General features: G+C 73.7%; 15 protein-coding genes and 1 pseudogene. 6 read left to right on the top strand and 10 right to left on the bottom strand.

What is annotated here, in order from left to right; all coding sequences use genetic code 11:
- Positions 1-7: 7 nt before the first annotated feature.
- Together NOD94_RS09435 and NOD94_RS09430 are read right to left on the bottom strand one after the other, a co-directional pair.
- A complete protein-coding gene (locus NOD94_RS09435; protein ID WP_281205330.1) occupies positions 8-712 on the bottom strand; it encodes an XRE family transcriptional regulator in 705 nt (234 codons plus the stop codon).
- Positions 713-769: 57 nt separating this feature from the next.
- Positions 770-2,380 (bottom strand): ATP-dependent DNA ligase, encoded by a 1,611-nt coding sequence (locus NOD94_RS09430; RefSeq protein WP_281205329.1) that lies wholly within the window; start codon positions 2,378-2,380, stop codon positions 770-772.
- A gap of 178 nt (positions 2,381-2,558) precedes the next feature.
- Here NOD94_RS09430 and NOD94_RS09425 point away from each other — a divergent pair, with 178 nt between their 5' ends.
- Together NOD94_RS09425 and NOD94_RS09420 are read left to right on the top strand one after the other, a co-directional pair.
- Positions 2,559-5,273 (top strand): alpha/beta fold hydrolase, encoded by a 2,715-nt coding sequence (locus NOD94_RS09425; RefSeq protein WP_281205328.1) that lies wholly within the window; start codon positions 2,559-2,561, stop codon positions 5,271-5,273.
- The gene (locus tag NOD94_RS09420) at positions 5,270-6,133 is read left to right on the top strand and encodes an ABC transporter permease (RefSeq protein ID WP_281205327.1); all 864 of its coding nucleotides are present in this window, start codon (positions 5,270-5,272) and stop codon (positions 6,131-6,133) included. Before NOD94_RS09425 ends, NOD94_RS09420 begins: the two co-directional genes overlap by 4 nt.
- A 99-nt stretch (positions 6,134-6,232) precedes the next feature.
- Here the strand turns inward: NOD94_RS09420 and NOD94_RS09415 are convergent, their stop codons facing one another.
- The 5 genes from NOD94_RS09415 to NOD94_RS09395 form a co-directional block, all read right to left on the bottom strand.
- Positions 6,233-7,228 carry a D-2-hydroxyacid dehydrogenase family protein gene (locus tag NOD94_RS09415; RefSeq protein WP_281205326.1) on the bottom strand — a complete coding sequence of 332 codons (996 nt, stop codon included), beginning with the start codon at positions 7,226-7,228 and terminating at the stop codon, positions 6,233-6,235.
- A complete protein-coding gene (locus tag NOD94_RS09410; RefSeq protein WP_281205324.1) occupies positions 7,225-8,172 on the bottom strand; it encodes an aldo/keto reductase in 948 nt (315 codons plus the stop codon). The genes NOD94_RS09415 and NOD94_RS09410 overlap by 4 nt, the downstream gene beginning before the upstream one ends.
- A 491-nt stretch (positions 8,173-8,663) precedes the next feature.
- Complete coding sequence (gene galK, locus NOD94_RS09405; RefSeq protein ID WP_281205323.1) at positions 8,664-9,821, bottom strand: galactokinase; 1,158 nt, start codon at positions 9,819-9,821, stop codon at positions 8,664-8,666.
- Positions 9,818-10,873 (bottom strand): galactose-1-phosphate uridylyltransferase, encoded by a 1,056-nt coding sequence (gene galT / locus NOD94_RS09400; protein WP_281205322.1) that lies wholly within the window; start codon positions 10,871-10,873, stop codon positions 9,818-9,820. The genes galK and galT overlap by 4 nt, the downstream gene beginning before the upstream one ends.
- A 14-nt stretch (positions 10,874-10,887) precedes the next feature.
- The gene (locus tag NOD94_RS09395) at positions 10,888-12,774 is read right to left on the bottom strand and encodes a beta-galactosidase family protein (RefSeq protein WP_281205321.1); all 1,887 of its coding nucleotides are present in this window, start codon (positions 12,772-12,774) and stop codon (positions 10,888-10,890) included.
- Between the two features lie 216 nt (positions 12,775-12,990).
- Here NOD94_RS09395 and NOD94_RS09390 point away from each other — a divergent pair, with 216 nt between their 5' ends.
- Entirely contained in the window at positions 12,991-14,205 is a 1,215-nt protein-coding gene (locus NOD94_RS09390; protein ID WP_281205319.1) for a substrate-binding domain-containing protein, read from the top strand.
- 46 nt (positions 14,206-14,251) lie between these two features.
- On the opposite strand, the pseudogene NOD94_RS09385 reads toward NOD94_RS09390, so the two are convergent.
- The 3 genes and pseudogenes from NOD94_RS09385 to NOD94_RS09375 form a co-directional block, all read right to left on the bottom strand.
- Positions 14,252-14,386, bottom strand: a pseudogene (locus NOD94_RS09385) (leucine zipper domain-containing protein); the annotation flags it as partial.
- A 398-nt stretch (positions 14,387-14,784) separates the two neighbouring features.
- Positions 14,785-15,582: a sugar phosphate isomerase/epimerase family protein gene (locus tag NOD94_RS09380; protein ID WP_281205318.1), complete on the bottom strand. Its 798-nt coding sequence runs from the start codon at positions 15,580-15,582 to the stop codon at positions 14,785-14,787.
- A complete protein-coding gene (locus NOD94_RS09375; protein WP_281205317.1) occupies positions 15,579-16,652 on the bottom strand; it encodes a LacI family DNA-binding transcriptional regulator in 1,074 nt (357 codons plus the stop codon). The genes NOD94_RS09380 and NOD94_RS09375 overlap by 4 nt, the downstream gene beginning before the upstream one ends.
- Positions 16,653-16,863: 211 nt before the next feature.
- Here NOD94_RS09375 and NOD94_RS09370 point away from each other — a divergent pair, with 211 nt between their 5' ends.
- From NOD94_RS09370 to NOD94_RS09360, 3 genes are read left to right on the top strand one after another with little or no spacing between them, the layout of a single operon-like run.
- The gene (locus tag NOD94_RS09370) at positions 16,864-18,015 is read left to right on the top strand and encodes a Gfo/Idh/MocA family oxidoreductase (protein WP_281205316.1); all 1,152 of its coding nucleotides are present in this window, start codon (positions 16,864-16,866) and stop codon (positions 18,013-18,015) included.
- Positions 18,012-19,172, top strand: a complete 1,161-nt coding sequence (locus NOD94_RS09365) for a dihydrodipicolinate synthase family protein (protein ID WP_281205315.1) — start codon at positions 18,012-18,014, stop codon at positions 19,170-19,172. The genes NOD94_RS09370 and NOD94_RS09365 overlap by 4 nt, the downstream gene beginning before the upstream one ends.
- Positions 19,169-20,008: a sugar phosphate isomerase/epimerase family protein gene (locus tag NOD94_RS09360; RefSeq protein WP_281205314.1), complete on the top strand. Its 840-nt coding sequence runs from the start codon at positions 19,169-19,171 to the stop codon at positions 20,006-20,008. Before NOD94_RS09365 ends, NOD94_RS09360 begins: the two co-directional genes overlap by 4 nt.
- Positions 20,009-20,058 lie beyond the last annotated feature (50 nt).

The following is a 20,058-nucleotide window of genomic DNA, read 5'->3' as shown; positions in this document are numbered from 1 at the left end:
TCCTCGGTCAGCGGGGGTGGTGCTCGGCGCCGCCGAGGCACAGCCCCGCGAGGCTGCTCTGCAGCAGGGTGTGGACGAACAGCAGGTCGGTTCCGCCGGGCGTGGCCGCGGCGATCCGGTGCGGGGTGAGCGAGTCGAAGTGCGCGCTGTCCCCCGGCTCCAGCAGGTGCTCGCTCTCCCCCAGGTGCAGCCGCAGCCGCCCGCCGAGGACGTACAGCCACTCCTCCCCGGGGTGGACCCGCACCAACTCGCCCTGCCCGCGTTCCCGCGGCCCCTTCCCGGCCCCGGACCCCGCAGGGGCGGGCACGTGCACCCGCAGCGCCTGCATGCCCCGGCCGGAGCCACCGGCCTGCCAGTACGTCCACCCGTCGGCCTCGCGGGCGCCCGGACCACCGGCCCGTACGATGGGATCGGCCGTGGCCGGGGTTTCGCCGAGCAACTCGGAGACGGTCGTCCCGTAGGTGCGGGCGAGTCCGAGCAGCAGCGGGAGCGAGGGCCGGCGGCGCCCGGTCTCCAGGCGGGACAGGTGCGCGGGCGAGAGCCGGGCCCGCGCGGCGGCCGCCTCCAACGTCAGGCCCGCGCGTCGGCGCAGGTCACGCAGTTGCGGAGCCACGGTGGGCAGCTCGTCGGCGACGCCGTCGGGGGTGTCGGGGTCCGGGTCGGTCTCGGGACCGGCCGCGTCATCGGGACCGTCACCGGGGGCGGGAGTCATACCCCGATTGAGCCAGAGACTTGCCTTCCTGGCAATCTCCTTGCCTCCCAGGCAAAATCACCCGACCTCCGGGGCTGCTCCCGCCTGCGCGGTGTCGTCCGGGGTGCCCTCCGGGGTACCGTCCGCGCCCGTCCCCGCGGCGACGCCCTGCGCGAGCACGGTCTCCACCGTATCCGCCTCCTCGGCCGTCTTGTCCGGGCGGTGGCGCAGTACGCGGGCGAAGCGCAGCGCCACGCCCGCCGGGTAGCGGGTGGAGCGCTGCAGGCCGTCGTACGCGATCTCGACGACGAGTTCCGGTCGGACGCGGACGGTGTACCCGTCGTCCTCCACCGCCAGTTCGGTCAGCCGCTCCGTCTGCCAGGCCAGCATGGCGTCGGTGAGGCCCTTGAAGGTCTTGCCGAGCATGGCGTACGTGCCGTCGGCCGCCCGGGCGCCGAGGTGCAGGTTCGACAGGAGGCCGGTACGGCGGCCGTTGCCCCGTTCCACGGCGAGCACGACCAGGTCGAGGGTGTGCACCGGCTTCACCTTGAGCCACTGCTTGCCGCGCCGGCCGGCCGCGTAGGCGGAGTCGAGCGCCTTGACCACGACCCCCTCGTGGCCCCGGCCCAGGGTTCGCGTCCAGAACTCCTCGGCTCCGGCCGTCCCCGTCCCCGGGTCCTCCGTCACCAGGCGGCGCACCCGGTGGGCCTCGGGCACCAGCGCGGCGAGCTCCGCGTACCGCTCGCGCACGGGCAGGTCGAGCAGGACCCGGTCGCCGGACAGGAGCAGGTCGAAGAAGTACGCGGTCACGGGCAGCGTCCGGCGCGCGGCGGCCACGTCCAGCCGGGAGCCCACCCGCCCAGCGATCTCCTGGAAGGGCACGGGACGGCCTTCGAGGGTCTGCCCGATGACCTCGCCGTCCAGGATGAACCGCTCCCCGGGGAAGTCGCGGACCAGTTCGGTCACCTCGGGGAGCCGGTCGGTGATCTCGTCGAGGGAGCGCGTGTGGATGCGTACGTCGTCCCCGTCGCGGTGCACCTGGACGCGGATGCCGTCGAGCTTCTCCTCGACCGCGCACGGGCCGAGCGCGATCAGGGCCGCGGCCACCGACGGGGCGGTGCCGGCCAGCATGGGCTGGACGGGCCGGCCGACCCGCAGCGTCACCCGGTCCAGCGCGGCGGCGCCCTCGGCCAGGACGGCGGCGGCGACCCGGGGCAGCGATCCGTCGAGCATCACGGCCCGGCGCAGGGCGGCCGCGGGCACCCCGGCCGCCGCGGCCACCCCGTCCAGGGCCACGGCGTCCAGGGCCCCCTGCCGGACCTCCCCGGACAGCAGGCCGCGCAGGAACCGCTGTTCGGGCTCGGTCGCGGAGCCCATCAGGGTGTCGACGAGGCGGGCGCGCTCGGCCTGCGCGCCGGGCCCGGCGACGGCGGCGAGGGCGGAGACGGCGGCGTCGACGCCGGCCACGGTGAGGGAGGCAACGGCGGCGGGCTCGCTCGCGCGGCCGAGCGTGCGCCATCCGACGCCCGGCCGGCCCTGCGGGAGGCGCCCGGAGAGGTAGGAGACGACCAGGGCCGCCTCCTCGGGCGGAGCGGCGGCGAACAGGCCTGCCAGCAGGGCCTTCTTCCGGGACCGGGCGGAGGTCTCGGCCACCTCCCGGGACACCCGCGCGACCTCGGAGAGCAGCATGCGGTCCATCCTGCCGCCGACGTGCCGGCGCCGCAGCCCGGGGCGCGGCCCGGGGCCGTGTACCGCGGCCGGGTACCGCAGGTGCGGTACACCGGTGACCCGGTGTAGTCCTGGAGAAGGTGCGGGGCTACGCCTGAAGGAGCTCGGGTCGGGAGACCAGGGGCTTTAGGGTTTCGGTATGAAGCTCCGACTGCCACGGCGCCGCCGAGACCGCCTGCTCTCCGGTGTCGCCGCGTTCGCCGTCCTGGCCGGCGCCGGAACCTGGACGGCGGCCGCCGCGTCCGGGGACGCGCCGGCCGTGCACCGCCAGGACCAGGTCCTGAACCTGCCCGGTGCCGGGATCGACACCTCCTACTTCACGGCCGGCGGCGGGGACGGGAAACGGCCCGCGGTGCTGCTGGGCCACGGCTTCGGCGGGAGCAAGGACGACGTCCGGGCGCAGGCCGAGCGGCTGGCGCGCGACGGGTACGCCGTCCTGACCTGGTCGGCGCGCGGGTTCGGCCGATCCGGCGGGCTGATCGGGTTGAACGATCCGGAGCACGAGGTCAAGGACGTCTCCGCGCTCGTCGACTGGCTGGCGAAGCGCCCCGAGGTGCGGCTGGACGCCGCCGGTGACCCCCGGGTGGGCGTCGCGGGCGCGTCGTACGGCGGGGCCGTCTCGCTGCTGGCCGCGGGGTACGACCGGCGGGTCGACGCGATCGCCCCGCAGATCACGTACTGGAACCTGGCCGACGCCCTCTTCCCGCAGGGCGTGTTCAAGAAGCTGTGGACCGGCATCTTCTTCACCACCGGCGCGGCGGGCGGCCTCCAGGGCGGCGCTCAGGCGCCTGCGGCCGCGCCCGCCGGGCCGCCCACCGATTCGGGCTGCGGACGGTTCGAGCCGCAGTTGTGCGCCATGTACGAGCGGGTCGCGGTGGCGGGCAAGCCCGACGCCGAGGCCCGGGAGCTGCTGGAGCGGCGCAGCCCGTCCGCCGTGGGCGACCGGATCAAGGTTCCGGCGCTGATCGTGCAGGGCCAGGACGACTCCCTCTTCCCCCTCGACCAGGCCGACGCCATGGCGAAGGCCATCGCGGGGAACGGCGCGCCCGTCTCCGTGGACTGGGCGGCGGGCGGTCACGACGGCGGCATGCGCGAATCCGCCCGCGTCGAGGGGCGGATCACGGCCTGGTTCGACCGCTACCTCAAGGGCGACGAGGGCGTGGACACCGGCCCGGCGTTCCGGGTCTCCCGCTCCGGCGGCATCGACTCCACCGACGGGCAGGTCAAACTGCGCGGCGCGACCGGTGACGCCTACCCCGGGCTCGGCTCCACACCGCGCGAGTTCGCCCTGTCGGGCCGTGAGCAGACCTTCGCGAACCCGGCCGGCGGCACGCCGCCCGCGCTGTCGGCGCTGCCCGGCATCGGCGGGCAGCTCGCCGCGCTCGGGACGGGCGTCGCCCTGGACTTCCCCGGGCAGAACGCCCGCTTCGAATCGGAGCCGCTGACCGAGGACGTACGGATCACCGGAACCCCGGCCGTAACCCTGAAGGTGAGGTCGACAGCCGGCGACGGTTCGGCCGTCCTGTTCGGCAAGGTGTACGACGTGGGCCCCGACGGGCGGCAGCAGGTGCTGCCGAACCAGTTGGTCGCCCCGGTGCGGGTGGAGGACGCCCGCGAGACGGCGACCGTACGGCTGCGGCTCCCGGCCATCGACCACGCCGTGCGGGCCGGACACCGGCTGCGGCTGGTGGTCGCCGCCACCGACCTCGGCTACGCCTCGCCGGCCGCCCCGGCCCGTTACACCGTCTCGGCGGAGGGCCCGCTGGCCGTACCCGTCGCGGACGGGGTCGCCACGGCCGCCACCGACCTGCCCGCCTGGACCTGGTGGCTGCCGCTCGGCGCGGTGGCGCTGGCCGCGGGGCTCCTCGGGATCCGGCGCACCGGCGGGGGCCGCGCCGGGACCCGGATGGGAGAAGCGCAGCCCGAACCCGCGCTGGCCGACGTACCACTGGACATCACCGGGCTGACGAAGCGCTACGCCAAGGCCGCGGACCGGTACGCGGTGCGGGACCTTTCCTTCCGGGTGGAGAAGGGGCAGGTGCTCGGTCTGCTCGGGCCCAACGGCGCCGGGAAGACCACCACGCTGCGGATGCTGATGGGGCTGATCTCGCCGGACGCCGGGGAGATCCGGGTCTTCGGGCACCTCATCCGGCCCGGCGCGCCGGTGCTGTCGCGGGTCGGGGCGTTCGTGGAAGGGGCCGGTTTCCTGCCGCACCTGACGGGCCGGGCCAACCTGGAGCTGTACTGGCAGGCCACGGGCCGTCCCGCCGAGGACGCCCACCTGGCGGAGGCGCTGGAGATCGCCGGGCTCGGCGACGCACTGGAACGCGCGGTGCGCACGTACTCGCAGGGCATGCGCCAGCGGCTCGCCATCGCGCAGGCGATGCTCGGCATGCCGGACCTGCTGATCCTCGACGAACCGACCAACGGCCTGGACCCGCCGCAGATCCGCGAGATGCGGGACGTGATGATCCGCTACGCCGCCGCCGGACGGACGGTCATCGTCTCCAGCCACCTGCTGTCGGAGGTGGAGCAGTCCTGCACGCACCTGGTCGTCATGGACCGGGGACGGCTCGTGCAGGCGGGTGAGGTCGCCGAGATCACGGGCGGCGGGGACACGCTGCTGGTCACGTTGGAGGGGCCGGTGGACGGGATGACCCTGGAGAAGGTCGCGGCCCTGGAGGGGGTCGGCTCCGTGCTGCCCGCCGACGAGGGGCTCCTGGTCCGGCTCGACGGCGTGAGCGCCGCCGGGCTGATCGCCGAACTCGTACGGCTGGACGTCCCGGTGTCCGCGGTGGGGCCGCACCGGCGGCTGGAAGACGCGTTCCTCACCCTGATCGGAGGTGCGGCGTGAACGCCGTACAGGAGACCGCGCCGGGCTACCGGGCGAACCGCACCCTGCCGCTGCGGGTGGAGGCGCTGCGGCAGTGGCGCCGGCGGCGGACGCTGGTGATGGCCGGAGTGCTGGCCGCGCTGCCGTTCGTCATGATCATCGCCTTCGCGGTGGGTGGCGGCGACGACGGGCCGGGCGGCGGCAACGGCCGGATCAGCCTCATCGACACGGCGACGGAGTCCGGCGCGAACTTCGCGGTCACCTGCCTGTTCGTGTCGGCCGGATTCCTTCTGGTGGTGCCCGTCGCGCTGTTCTGCGGGGACACGGTGGCCTCCGAGGCCGGCTGGTCCTCGCTGCGCTACCTGCTGGCCTCGCCGGTCCCCCGGGCCCGGCTGCTGTGGAGCAAGCTGGTCGCGGCCCTCGGGTTCAGCCTGGCGGCGATCGTGTTGCTGCCGGTGGTGGCGTTGGTGGTGGGCACGGCCGCGTACGGCTGGGGGCCGCTGAAGCTGCCTACGGGCGGGGCGCTGGCGGCCGCGGACACGCTGCCGCGGATCGCACTGGCCGTGGCGTTCGTCTTCGTTTCGCAGCTGGTCACGGCCGGGCTCGCGTTCTGGTTGTCGACGCGGACGGACGCCCCGCTGGGCGCGGTGGGCGGGGCGGTCGGCCTGACGATCGTCGGGAACGTGCTGGACGCCGTCACCGCCCTCGGGTCGTGGCGCGAGTTCCTGCCCGCGCACTGGCAGTTCGCCTGGGCGGACGCCTTGCAACCGCAGCTGGAGTGGGGCGGGATGATCAAGGGCGCGGCGGTTTCGGTGTCGTACGCCGTGGTGCTGTTCGCGCTGGCCTTCCGGGGGTTCTCGCGCAAGGACATCGTGTCCTGAGGCGCCCGGCCCGCACGCGGCCCTCGGCCGTTCAGGACGCGCCCGGCGCCGGGTGGAGACGGGCCGGGGCCGGGCGGGCGCGCCGGGCGGGGCGGGCCGCTACGGAAGCGGAAGGACGCGTACGGGTGAGCCGTCGAGGAAGGCGAGGACGTCCTCGACGGCCTCGCCGTAGTAAGTCGCGTAGTTGGCCCGCGTGACGTAGCCCAGGTGCGGCGTGGCGAGGAGGTTCGGGGCGGTCCGCACCGGGTCCGCGGCGGGCAGCGGCTCGGTGTCGAAGACGTCGAGGGCCGCGCCGGCGATGCGCCCCTCGCGCAGGGCGTCGAGGAGCGCGTCCTGGTCGACGATGGCGCTGCGGGAGGTGTTGACCAGGTGGGTGTGCGGTCGCATCAGGGCCAGTTCGGACGCCCCGATCAGACCCCGGGACCGGTCGCCGAGCGCCAGGTGGACGGAGACGAAGTCGGAGTCCGCGAGGAGTTCCTCCAGGGACCCGGCGAGGCTCACGCCCACCTCGTCGGCGCGTTCCTTCGTGAGGTTGGCGCTCCACGCCGAGACCTCCATACCGAAGGCGAGGCCGATCCGCGCGACCCGGCTGCCGATCTTGCCGAGACCGAGGAGGCCCAGGCGCCGACCGTGCAGGTCGGCTCCGACGGTCCGCTGCCAGGGCCCCTCGCCCGAGCGCAGGGCCGCGGCCTCGACCGCGATCCCCCGGGCCAGGCCGAGGAGCAGGGCCCAGGTCAGCTCGACGGGCGGGGTGGAGGAACTGGCGGTGCCGCACACGGTCAGGCCGGTGCGCGCGGCGGCCTCGTAGTCGATGACCGAGTTGCGCATGCCGCTCGCGACGAGCAACTTGAGGCGGGGCAGCCGCTCCAGGAGGCTCGCCGGGAACGGCACCCGCTCGCGGAGCGTGACGACGAAGTCGAACCCGGCCAGGCGGGCGGCCAGTTCGTCCTCGTCGTCGAGGTGGTCGGCGTACGTGACCACCTCGACGCCCCGGGCGGTGACTCCTGACCAGTCCGCGAGGGTGGTGGCCGCACCCTGGTGGTCGTCCAGGACGGCGCAGCGCAGGGGCTCCGCCGCGGCGGTGGCGTCCGTCATGCGGGGCTCCCCACGGCGGTGTCGATCTCCGCCAGGATTTCCGCGTCCAGCGGGCGGTCGGCGACGGCCGCGTTGGCGCGCACCTGCTCCGCGGAGGTGGCGCCGGCGATGACGGAGGCGCAGCCGGGCTGGGCCGAGAGCCAGCCGATGGCGAGTTCCAGCACCGTGCGGTCGTACTTCTCGGCGATGGCGGCGAGCGCTTCCACGGTGTCGAGGCGCTCCTCGGTGAGGTACGCGTCGCGCCCTTCGAGTCGGGAGCCGGCCGGGACGGCCGCGCCGCGCCGGATCTTGCCGGTGAGCAGGCCGTTGGCGAGCGGGAAGTAGGGCAGGACGCCGACTCCGTAGTGCAGGGCGGCGGGCACGAGTTCCCGTTCGGCGGACCTCTGGAGCAGCGACCATTCGTTCTGCGCCGACACGAAGGGCGTCGCGCCCGTCTCGCGGGCGACGTGGGCGGCTTCGGCGAGCTGCCAGCCGCTGAGGTTGGAGTGCCCGATGTAGCGGATCTTGCCCTCGGTGACGAGCTCGTCGAGCGCGGCGAGGGTTTCGGCGATCGGGGTGGCCGGGTCGGGGCTGTGCAGCTGGTAGAGATCGATGTGATCGGTCTCCAAGCGGCGCAGCGAGGCCTCCACGGCGCGCCGGATGTAGGCGCGGCCTCCGCGGGCTCCGGCGGCGGCCCCGTACCCCATGTCGACGCCGTCGTACCCGAACTTGGTGGCGAGGACCACCTGGTCTCGGCGGCCCTTGAGGGCCTGGCCGAGGTGGCTCTCGGAGCCGCCACTGCCGCCGTAGATGTCGGCGGTGTCGAGGAGGGTGATCCCGGCGTCGAGGGCGGCGTCGACGACGGCGCGGGTGGCCCGGGCGTCGAGCCGGCCGCCGAAGTTGTTGCAGCCCAGGCCGACGGCGGAGACCTGAAGTCCTGAACGGCCCAGGGGCTTGTGGTGCATGTGCTTCGCTCCTCCGCGATCGTCCGGTGCCGGAACGGCAGGTGATCACTCTAGGCCGCCCCGTCGGGCGGTGGTACGGACTCCCGTGAACACTTCGTCACGCCCTTCGGGCGCGGGAGGGACGGGTCGGGTCGGATCGGGTGGAGCACTGACGGGGCGGGCCGGAACGGGGCGGGCACGTCGGAACGGAACGGGACGGGACGGGACGGGCCGGTCGGAACGGGACGGCGGGGCGTTCGCCGATGGCCCGGCCCTCGTCCGCGCGCCGGACCGCCGTGCCGTGAGCCCCGCTGCCCGCGGGGCCGCACGCTCGGAACTCCCGGGCGCGCCTGGTGCTGTGACCGGACGGGTTCGCCGTGTCACGGCGCCCGGCACGGCACCTCGCCGCGTTGTCGGACCACGCCGGTACGTCCGGGTACGGGTCGAGGCCCTCCGCCTCGCGACGCACCGCACCGGACACCGCGACCCGGCGAACCTTTCCGGCCACAGCACTAGACGATCCGACCCGCACCCGCGGAGGGCACGGCCCGGCTCACGTGCGGAGGGGCGAATCCGGCGGCCGTGAAGGCCCCGACGACGGCGCGGGTGATCTCGGTCTCGGCGTCCGCGTCGATGAGGGCCAGGGCCGAGCCCCCGAAGCCGCCGCCCGTCATCCGGGCACCGTACGCGCCGGCCGCGTTGGCGGTGGCCACCGCGAGGTCGAGCTCCGGGCAGGAGACCTCGTAGTCGTCGCGCAGCGAGGCGTGTCCCTCCGTGAGCAGCGGACCGACGGCGCGCAGCCGTCCGGCGCGCAGCTCCTCCTCGACCCGCAGGACGCGTTCGTTCTCGGTGACGACGTGCCGGACGCGGCGGCGTCCGATCGGGTCGGCGAGCCGGGACAGTGCCTCCGGCAGGTCCGCGTACGGCAGGTCGCGCAGGGCGGGCAGTCCCAGTGCGTCTGCGGCCCGGTGGCAGGATGTGCGGCGCTCCGCGTAGGCCCCGTCGGCCAGGTCGTGCTTGACCCGGGTGTCGAGGACGAGCAGCCGCAGCCCGGACGCGGCGCAGTCGAAGGGGATGTGACGTTGTTCGAGGCTGCGGGTGTCGAGGCGCAGGGCGTGCCCCTCGGTGGCGCAGGCCGAGGCCGTCTGGTCCATGACCCCGCAGGGCACTCCGACGTACGCGTTCTCGGCGCGGCGGGCGAGGGCCGCCAGCTCCGGGCCGCGCAGCGGGATCCCGTACAACTCGGTCAGGGCGAGCGCGGTGGCCACCTCCAGGGCGGCGGAGGAGGACAGGCCCGCGCCGGCCGGTACGTCGGACCGCACGTGCAGGTCCACCCCGCCGACCGGCAGACCCGCCTCCAGGAGCGCCCACACCACCCCGGCCGGGTACGCCGTCCAGCCGGCGGGTCCGCGCGGGGTGCGGTCGGGGTCGAGGTCGGTGAGGTCCAGGGTGACCACACCGGAGGGCACGTCGGCGGAGTGGAGCCCGAGCCTGCGGTCGGTGCGGCGGGCGGCGGCCACCTCCGTGCGCTGCGGGAGCGCGAAGGGCAGCGCGAAGCCGTCGTTGTAGTCGGTGTGTTCGCCGATCAGGTTGACCCGGCCGGGCGCCGCCCACACCCCCTCGGGCGGGCGCCCGTACAGGTCCCGGAACTCCTGCTCCGTTCGGTTCACGGGCTCGCCACCTCCCGCAGCCGGACGGCCGCGTCCTCGGGCCGGACGTCGTTCATGTAGGCCTCCATCCCGGACTCGGTGCCCGCGAGGTACTTCAGTTTGTCCGCCGTGCGCCGGACGGTGAACAGCTCCAGGTGGAGCGCGAAGTCCTCGCGCCCCTCGCCGGTCGGCGCCTGGTGCCAGGCGGAGATGTAGGGGGTCGGGTCGGGCACCGCGAACAGTCGGTCGAAGCGGCGCAGCAGTTCCAGGTAGAGCCCGGGGAGTTCGGCGCGGGCCGCGTCGCCGAGGGCGGGCAGGTCCGGTACCCGGTCGTGCGGATGGAGGTGGACCTCGTACGGCCAGCGGGCGGCGTACGGGACGAAGGCGGTCCAGTGCTCCCCTTCGAGCACCACGCGGGTGCCTTCGGCGCGCTCGGCGGCGAGGACCTCCTCGAAGAGGTTGCCGCCGGTGCGGTCCCGGTGCGCGGCGACGGTGGCGAGCATCCGGGTGGTGCGCGGGGTGACGAACGGGAAGGCGTAGATCTGGCCGTGGGGGTGGGCGAGGGTGACGCCGATCTCGGTGCCTCGGTTCTCGAAGCAGTAGACCTGCCGGACGCCCTCGCGCGCGGCGAGTTCGGCGGTGCGGTCGGTCCAGGCGGCCAGGACCAGTGCGGCGCGGGCCTCGTCGAGTTCGGCGAAGGAGGTCCGGTGGTCGGGGGTGAAGCAGATGACCTCGCAGCGCCCTGTGTCGCCGGCGAGGGACGGGAAGCGGTTCTCGAAGACGGCCACCTCGTAGTCCGGGGCCGGGACCTCGCTCGCGCGTACGGCGGTGGAGGGGCACAGGGGGCAGTCGGCGGCGGGCGGGAGGTGGGTGCGGCCCTGGCGGTGGGAGGCGATGACGACGGCGTCCCCGAGGAGCGGGTCGCGGCGTACCTCGGAGGTGGGGGCGGTGTCGCCGGCTTCGAGGGGGCGGGTGTCGGGAACGGTGCGGACCGGGGCGGGGTCCGTGTCCGAGTCCGAGTCGTAGTAGAAGATCTCGCGGCCGTCGGCGAGGAGGGTGCTCGTGCGCTTCACGTACCGATCTTCTCTCACTGGGGAGTGACGGCGGTGGGACGGCCCAGCTCGGGTCGGTCGCTCAGCCGGAGTTCCGCGCCGGGGCGTTCCATTTCCAGGACCACGATCTCGTTCCCGGCGGCGCGCCACAGGGGTGCGGGCGCGTACAGGGTGCGCTGCGGGCCGCGTGGGGTGTCGTAGTGGCCGAGGAGGAACCCGTTCAGCCAGACCAGGCCGGTTCCCCAGCCGGAGAGGTCGATGAAGGAGTCCGCCGGGGGTTCGTCCGGGGTGTGGGAGAAGCGGTGGAAGGTGGGCTCCGTCGCCGCCGCGGGTCCGGCGGGGTCCGTCGGGGTGGCCGCGTCGGTCGTGGTGGCCGCGTCCGTCCTGGTGACCGCCTCGGCCCTGGTGACCGCCTCGGCCCTGGTGTCCGCCGGCGTCGACCAGTCGAGGCCGGTCAGGTCGGTGAGCGGCAACGAGGTGATCTCCCACTCGAACAGGTGCTGATGGCCGTGGCGCACGCCGCGCCAGATGCCCTTGCGGTCGTCGAGCAACGGCCCGTAGTTCACCCGGCCCATGGCCCGCACCAGGATGTCGAGTACGACGCCCGCCTCGCCGACCGGCAGGTCGAGGCCCTCGTCGGGGGCGTTGCGGTCGAGGGTGCCCAGGGGGCGACCGTCGGCGAAGAGGTAGGCGTGGTCCCCGAGTCCGTCGATCCTGACGGGCATGGCGGGGCGCGGCCCTGTGATGGTGGTGCGGTAGTGGATCAGGCCGTGGGCCTGGCCGAGCTTCTCCATGGACTCGGGCGCCGGCCTGCGGACGGGAGCGCCGCCGAGGATCCCGAGCGCCCCGAGGAGCTGGGCGGCGCCGGCCGGGGTCGCACGGGCGGGGGTCATCCGCGGCGGTGGGGCGGGCAGCGGGCCGTCGGGGAGCGGGAGGTACTTGCCGATGACCTCGCGGAAGGCGTGGAACTTGTCGGTGAGTTCGCCGGCCTCGCCGATCGGGGCGTCGTAGTCGTAGCTGGTGACGGTGGGCTGGTAGCCGGGGTCCGTGGGGCGCGACCCGGTGTGGTTGGCGCCCGCCCAGAAACCGAAGTTGGTTCCGCCGTGGGCCATGTAGAGGTTGACGGAGGCTCCGGTGGCGAGGAGTTCGTCGAGGGAGTCCGCGGACTCCCGGACGTCGCGGACGTGATGGCCGTCGCCCCAGTGGTCGAACCAGCCGATCCAGAACTCCATGGCGGTCAGCGGGCCGGTGCGCTGGTAGCGCCTCAGGACGTCGAGGCGTTCCGCGGGCCGGGCTCCGAAGGTGGCCGTCGCCAGCCGGCCGGGGACCGTGCCGCCCTGGAGCATGGCGTCCTCGGCGCCGTCCGCGGTGAACAGCAGGCAGTCGACTCCACGTTCCGTCAGGGCCTCGTCGAGGTGGGCGCGGTAGCGGGCGTCGTTGCCGTACGAGCCGTACTCGTTCTCGATCTGCACGGCGACCACGGGGCCCCCGCGGCTCGCGAGGTGGGGCAGCAGCTCGGGGACGACGAGGTCCAACCAGCCGTCCACCTCGGCCTGGAAGCGGGGATCGGAGCACCGCAGGTGCAGCCCGTCGACGGCGAGGAGGCGGGCGGGCAGCCCGCCGAAGTCCCATTCGGCGCAGATGTAGGGTCCGGGCCGGACGATGACGTCGAGCCCGATGTCCTGGGCGACGCGCAGGAACCGGCCGAGGTCGCGCGGGCCGGTGAAGTCGGCCTTGCCCGGGCCGGTCTCGTGGAAGTTCCAGGGGACGTACGTGTCCACGGTGTTGGCCCCCATGGCCCGCAGCCGCCGCAGCCGGTCCTCCCACAGGTCGGGATGGACCCGGAAGTAGTGCAGGGCACCCGAGACGATGCGGTGGGGGCGCCCTGCCCGGCGGAATCCGTCCTGGTCGTGCGTGAGCATGCGCTGACTCCCGGGAGAGGTCGAGATGCCGTGAGGTGCGGGGATCACGCCGAATATATGAACGCCCCGTCCGCACAGTCAATGTCCGGTTGAACGGAATCAATCGAATCGATCGATTCGATTGCCTATGATGGCCGGGCGGACGGATCGTACGGAGCCCGTCCGGGGAGCCGCCGGCCGGCACGGCCCGGACCCGCCGGAAACCAGGGGGACCTCGTGAGACCACATGTGGACCAGCGTCAGGCGCAGGTGCTCGCACTCGTACGGGCCCGCGGCAGCGTACGGGTGGCCGACCTGGCCCATGAACTCGGCGTTTCGCCCGTCACCCTGCGCCGGGACATCGAGGCGATGGCGGCCCGGGGCGAGATCCACCGGATGCACGGGGTGATCAGCCGGGTCGAGGCCATGAGGCACGTCTCCCCCGAAGCGGCCGGGTCCGGCCGAGCGCAGGCACAGGCGGGTCCTGGAGCGGGTCCCGGAGCGGGTCTGGTGATCGGGATGGTGGTCCCCACCACCGAGTACTACTACGCCGAGGTCGTACGGGGAGCCCGCGAGGTCGTCGAGGCGCGGGGCGCGCGCCTCACCGTCGGGCTGACGCGCTACCTGCCGGGCGAGGACCGCACCCAGGCCGACCGACTGCTGTCCACCGGGGCGGACGGGCTGCTCCTGACCCCGAACTGGGACGCCGGTTCCGCCGCTCCGGGCGAGGGCGCCTGGACCGCGGAGCTGGACGTGCCGACCGTGCTGGTCGAACGCACCGCCCCGCCGGGACACCCCGCGGCGGCGCTGGACCGGGTGGTGTCCGACCACGCCCACGGAGCGGCGCGGGCCGTCCAGCACTTGGTGGAACAGGGGCACAGGCGGATCGCCCTCGCCAGCCAGGAGACCCCGACGACCGCGCGACTGCGCTCCGGGTTCGAGGCGGCCGTGAACGCCCTCGGACTGGAACCGGCTCCGCCGTGGCCCACGACGGCGGGGTCCGGGGCCGCATGGTTCGGGGCGGCGGGGTCCGGGGCCGCCGGGTTCGCGGCGGCGGGGTCCGGGGCGGCGGGGTCCGGGGCGGGCACGGCCGGATCCGAGATCGCCGGGCTCTCGGTGGCCGACCGCTTCGCCCGCACCCTGGACTACTTGTGCGACGCGGTGACCTCCGGCGGCGTGACCGCGGCCCTGATCCACAGCGACACCGACGCCATCATGCTGATCCCGCGCCTCCAGGCCCGGGGCGTGCGGGTGCCGGAGGACCTGGCCGTGATCACCTACGACGACGAGGTGGCCGGGCTGGCCGACGTACCGCTCTCGGCGGTGGCCCCGGCCAAACACGAGGTCGGGGCGAGGGCCGCGACCCTGCTTTTCGAACGGCTCGCGGGCGGTGCACACGAAAGCCCCCGCCAGCACGTGGAACTCCTCCCCCGTCTGAACATCCGCGCCTGAGGCGTGTGGCGAAAGTCCCGCCCGGACCGCGGCGCCCGGCTCCGTGGCGGACCCATTTGTGGGCGGTGGCCCTCGATATGCCCTTCTCGGCCACGACACGTGTGACCGGACGGCCCCAGGCGACGCGTTCGATCAGCGGGTGTCTTCCGAAGAGGGTCAGGCGGGCGTTACGGTGGCGGACGAAGACCTCCGTTGTGCCATGGGTTCCTAGACAGCTCCCCCCACGCCGGAGGTCTTCGCCATGTTCGAGACCTACCGAGTGTCGACGACGCCCGTGATCAGCACGACCAGCACCCCACCGACCCCGGCCCGGCATGTGCGCAACCCGATCAAAACGATCATCTCGCGGCCCGGCCCCCACAGGTCGGGCAGGATCCGAAAGCGACGACCCGACCCGGACGGCTCCTTCACAGGGACGCGCCCGGTGGGCCCAAGGCGGCGCATGCCCGAGATCCTGGTCGGACCGCACTCCTCGGGCGGTGAGCCGGCCGGCCACGCCCGCCAGCCTCGGTATCCGTCATGCCGTGGCCCGTTCCACCTCCGTTCCCCTCCCCATCCGTTCCCCTCCCCTCCCCTCCCCTACTCGGCCCGATGGCCGTGGGTCATTAGGCGCTCCAGGTACTCCCTGCCCTCACCCAGCCGGCCGGCGAACTCGGCGGCGTCGGGGTACCAGCGCTTCTCGTACTCCCAGCACAACCAGCCCGCGGTCGGCGCCGAGGCCACCGCCTCGGCCAGGGGCAGGACTCCGTCGCCGAGACCGATCGGGGTGAGGTCGTGCGCGGAGGCCACGTCCTTGACCTGTACGTAGCCCAGGTGTTCGCCCAGGTGTCTTCGTGACTCCGGCGCCGGTTCTCCTTCCAACCAGGTGTGCAGTACGTCCCACAAGGCACCCGCGGCGGGGTGCCCCACCTCGCGCAGCACCCGGGCCGTGGCCGCCGCGCCGCGATGGGAGTCGTGGGTCTCCAGCAGGATCCGCACACCGTGCCGATCGGCGAACGGAGCCGCCTCGCGCAAACGGCGCACGGCGTTGGCGTCGGCCCGGTCGGGTGGCAGACCCCCGCCGCCGGGAAAGACCCGTACGAACGGGGCCTCCAGATCGGCTGCCAGCCGCACGAGGGCCCTCACCTCATCGAGGACGGGTTCGTCCTCACCGGCCGCCGCCACCCGGGCATAGCCGGCGACCCCGAGGACCCTCACCCCCGCCGCGGTCACCGCCCGCAGCCCTGTGGCCCGATCACCGCGCGGGCTCCCCGCGTGCAACGGCTCCTCGGGGTGGGCGCGTAGCTCAAGGCCGTCGTACCGGTGCTCGGCTGCCAGTGCCGCGCTCCGCGCCAGTGGGGTTCCGGGCAACCCCAGCGTCGAGAATGCGTACTTCACGGCCTGCTCCCCTCGGGTGGCGGGGCCGTGGAGCCTCGCACCATGAGCTCGGTGGGCAGGGTGGTGATGCCGCCCGGGGGTGGGGATCTGCGGCCGGTCACCAGGTTCGCGGCGAGTATCCCGGCTTCCCGAAGCGGCACGCGCACCGTGGTGAGCGCGGGAGAGGTGTCCACACAGAACGGCAGATCGTCGAAGCCGGCGACGGAGACGTCCTCGGGGATGCGCAGGCCCGCTTCGCGCAGCGCGGCCACGACACCCGTCGCGACCGCGTCGTTGGCGGACGCGACGGCGGTGAAGGGCTCGGCGCGCCGGAGCAACTCCCGGGCGGCGTCATAGCCGGCGGACCGTTCGAATCCGGCGTGCACGGTGAGCGGGGCGCAGGTATCGGGCAGGGCCGGGTCGTGGCGCGCCAGCGCGTCCCGGTGTCCGGCGAGGCGCTCACGGGAGGTGCTCAGACCCGGCGGACCTGCCACGTAGGCGATGCGACGGTGCCCGAGGGCCAGGAGGTGCTCGGCGAGGCGGAAGGCTCCTCCCCGGTCGTCGAACACGACGGTGGCCACGGGCAGCCCCGCGTCGACGGGCAGGGGCGGGCGGCCGCAGAGGACCACGGGCGCCCCGGTGGCCGCTATCCGCGAGACCCGGGCGGCGAGCGCGGCGATGTGGTCCGGATCCTCGACGGCCCCGCCGGTGAGGACCACGCCCCCGGCCCGCTGCCCTTCCAACAGGGTGAGGTAGGCGATCTCGGCGGCGGGGGCACCCTCGGTATTGCAGACGACGGCCAGGCGGCGCGGCTCCGCGCGGCCGGCCGGGTCCAGGGCCCGTTGGAGGGAGCCCGCCAGAACACCGAAGAAGCTGTCGGCGACATCGTGCACGAGTACGCCGACCAGGTCCGAGGTGGCCGCGGCGAGCGCCCGGGCGGGGCCGTTGGCCACGTAGCCCAGTTGCTCGACGGCCTGCTCCACCCTGGTTCGGGTGCCGCCCGCCACCGGGTAGCCGCCGTTCAGTACGCGCGAGACCGTGGCCGGCGATACACCTGCGTGCGCCGCGACCTCGGCCAGAGTGACCGCCATGCCGAACCTCTCCTTCTGCCCTCGCGGGCCGCCCCCGGTCATCGTCTCATCCGGTGTGGATCTCCATCATGACGGATTCAGCAAGCGCTTTCTATCACTCGAACGAGGGTTGTCAGCAGATGGATGCGAGTCCTAGCCTGGTGGATGAGAAAGCGCTTTCTACAGTGGCGCGGATGTCGATGGGAACAGCGACGAACCGACGGAGGGCCCCGTGAAACGCAGGACGATCAAGATCGCCATGAACGGCGTGACCGGACGGATGGGATACCGGCAGCATCTGGTCCGGTCCCTGCTCGCGCTGCGCGAGCAGGGCGGACTCGCCCTCGGGGACGGGTCGGTGATCTGGCCGGAGCCGGTTCTGGTCGGCCGCCGGGAAACGGCGCTGCGTGCCATCGCCGAGCGGCACGGCCTGGAACACTTCAGCACCGACCTGGGGGCCGTACTGGCGGATCCCGCGGTGGAGATCTACTTCGACGCCCAGGTGACCGGCGCCCGCGAGCCGGCGGTCCGCCGGGCCATCGCCGCCGGGAAGCACGTCTACTGCGAGAAGCCGACCGCGCTCACCTTCGAGTCGTCGTTGGAGCTGGCCCGGCTCGCCGAGGCGGCCGGGGTCAAGCACGGCGTGGTGCAGGACAAGCTCTTCCTGCCGGGCCTGCTGAAGCTCAAGCGCTTGATCGAGGGGGGCTTCTTCGGAGAGGTCCTCTCCGTGCGGGGGGAGTTCGGCTACTGGGTGTTCGAGGGGGACTGGCAGACCGCGCAGCGCCCGTCCTGGAACTACCGGTCGCAGGACGGCGGGGGGATCGTGGCCGACATGTTCCCGCACTGGGAGTACCTGCTGCACGAACTCTTCGGCCGGGTGCGTACGGTGCAGGCTCTCGCCCGGACCCACATCGCCCGCCGTTGGGACGAGGAGGGCAAGCCGTACGAGGCCACCGCGGACGACGCCGCCTACGGCATCTTCGAGTTGGAGGGCGGCGCCGTCGCCCAGATCAACTCCTCCTGGACGGTGCGGGTGCACCGCGACGAGCTGGTGGAGTTCCAGGTCGACGGGACGCACGGATCGGCCCTCGCCGGCCTCCGGGGCTGCCGGATCCAGCACCGCGTCGCGACGCCGAAGCCGGTGTGGAATCCGGATCTTCCACAGGCCGAACCCTTCCGAGCCCAGTGGCAGGAGGTTCCGGACAACAGCCCACCGGACAACGGATTCAAGGCCCAGTGGGAACTCTTCCTGCGTCACGTCGTGCGGGACGAGCCCTGGCGGTGGGACCTGCTCGCGGGAGCCCGCGGGGTACAGCTGGCCCGGCTCGGCCTACGGTCCTCTGCCGAAGGGCGGCGGCTCGCGGTGCCCGAGGTGATCTTGTGAACGGCATCCGGCTCCCCTCCGCGGATGGTGCGTTGCGGCTGCACCGGCCCAACACCGCGCCGCTGCCACCCCTGGTCTCGGGCCCGGCCCGCACCCGTGTGTTCCACGCGGCGGCCCATGTCGTGGCCGACCCGCTCGCCGCGTCGGCGGACAGCCACCCGGTGATCGACTGGGAGGGCACACTGGCGTTCCGGCACCGCCTGTGGGAGCAGGGGCTCGGAGTGGCGGAGGCCATGGACACCGCCCAGCGCGGAATGGGCCTCGACTGGCCGGTGGCGGCGGAGTTGATCCGGCGCTCGGCCGCCGAGGCCCACGCCGTGGGAGGCCGGATCGTGTGCGGGGCGGGAACGGACCAGCTCCCCCCGGGGAAACCGCATTCCCTCGCCGCCATCACCGGTGCGTACGAGGAACAGCTCGCCCACACCGAGGCGTGCGACGCCCGGGCCGTCCTGATGGCGTCGCGGGCCCTGGCCGCGACCGCCCGCGGCCCCGAGGACTACCTGGAGGTGTACGGCTCACTGCTCCGGCAGAGCGCCCAACCGGTCGTGTTGCACTGGCTGGGGCCGATGTTCGACCCCGAGCTGGCGGGTTACTGGGGCCACGAGGACCAGGACGCGGCCGTGGAGGTCTTCCTGAAGATCGTCTCCGAGTTTCCCGAGAAGGTGGACGGCATCAAGGTCTCCCTGCTGGACGCGGAACGGGAGGTGGAGATCAGGCGGCGACTGCCGGCAGGGGTCCGCTGCTACACCGGCGACGACCACCACTATCCCGAGCTCATCGCGGGGGACGGACAGCTGGCCAGCGACGCTCTGCTGGGGGTCTTCGATCCCCTCGCCCCGATCGCCGCCCGGGCCGTGATGGCCCTCGACCAGGGAAACCCGGCGCGCTTCCGCGCACTGCTGGACCCGACGGTCCCCCTGGCCCGGCACCTGTTCGCACCACCCACCCGCTACTACAAGACGGGGGTGGTCCTGCTCGCCTGGTTGGCGGGACATCAAAACCATTTCACGATGGTGGCCGGGCTCCACTCGGCCCGCTCCCTCCCCCACCTGGCAACCGCTTACGAACTGGCCGATCGGCTCGGCCTGTTCCCCGATCCCGGACTCGCCGAGGCCCGGATGCGCCGACTCCTCCACCTGCACGGGGTGACCTCGTGACCGGCGCGAAGGCTCCGGCCCGCCTCAGCCTCAACCAGGAGACGATCCGCCAGTGGTCGCTACCCGATCTCGTCGCCGGGTGCACGGCGGCGGGAGTGGGCGCGGTGGGGTTGTGGCGGGAGCCGGTACGCGGGTTCGGCGTGCGGGAGACCGCGAAGCTCGTCTCCGGGGCGGGGCTGCGCGTCAGTTCGCTGTGCCGGGGCGGCTTCTTCACCGCCGCCGACCCGGCGGGCCGGGCAGCGGCGCTCCAGGACAACCGGCGCGCGGTGGAGGAAGCCGCCGAGCTGGGGGCCGACGTCCTGGTCCTGGTCGCGGGGGGTCTTCCCGCAGGGGACGGTGACCTGGTGGGAGCACGCCGACGGGTCGTCGACGTGCTCGGCGATCTGGCCCCGTGGGCCGCCGGGTTCGGTGTGCGGCTCGGGATCGAGCCGCTTCATCCGATGTTCGCCTCCGACCGCTGCGTGGTCTCCACCCTCGGCCAGGCCCTCGACATCGCCGAGGAGTTCCCCGCGGAGCGGGTGGGGGTCGTCGCCGACTCCTACCACCTGTGGTGGGACGAGCGGCTGTCCGGTGATCTGCGGCGGGCCGGTGCCGGCGGACGGCTCGCGTCGGTCCAGTTGGCGGACTGGGTGACCCCGCTCCCCGAGGGGGCACTGCTCGGCCGGGGGCAGCTGGGCGACGGCTGCGTCGACCTGCGCGGGTTCCGGCAGCTGGCCGACGCGGCGGGCTACCGGGGACCGGTGGAGGTGGAGATCTTCCATCCGGGTCTGTGGGCGCGGGACGGCTCCGAGGTGCTCAAGGAGGTGGTCGAGCGCTATCGGCGACACGTCGAGTAGGCGGCGAGCGGGACCGTGCGGTGACACCGGGAACGGTACGGACAGGACGA

Source organism: Streptomyces sp. Isolate_45 (assembly GCF_024721315.2).
Lineage (GTDB): Bacteria > Actinomycetota > Actinomycetes > Streptomycetales > Streptomycetaceae > Streptomyces.
Note: the sequence above shows the minus strand (reverse complement) of the source record. Positions and strands in the feature narration are given on the sequence as shown.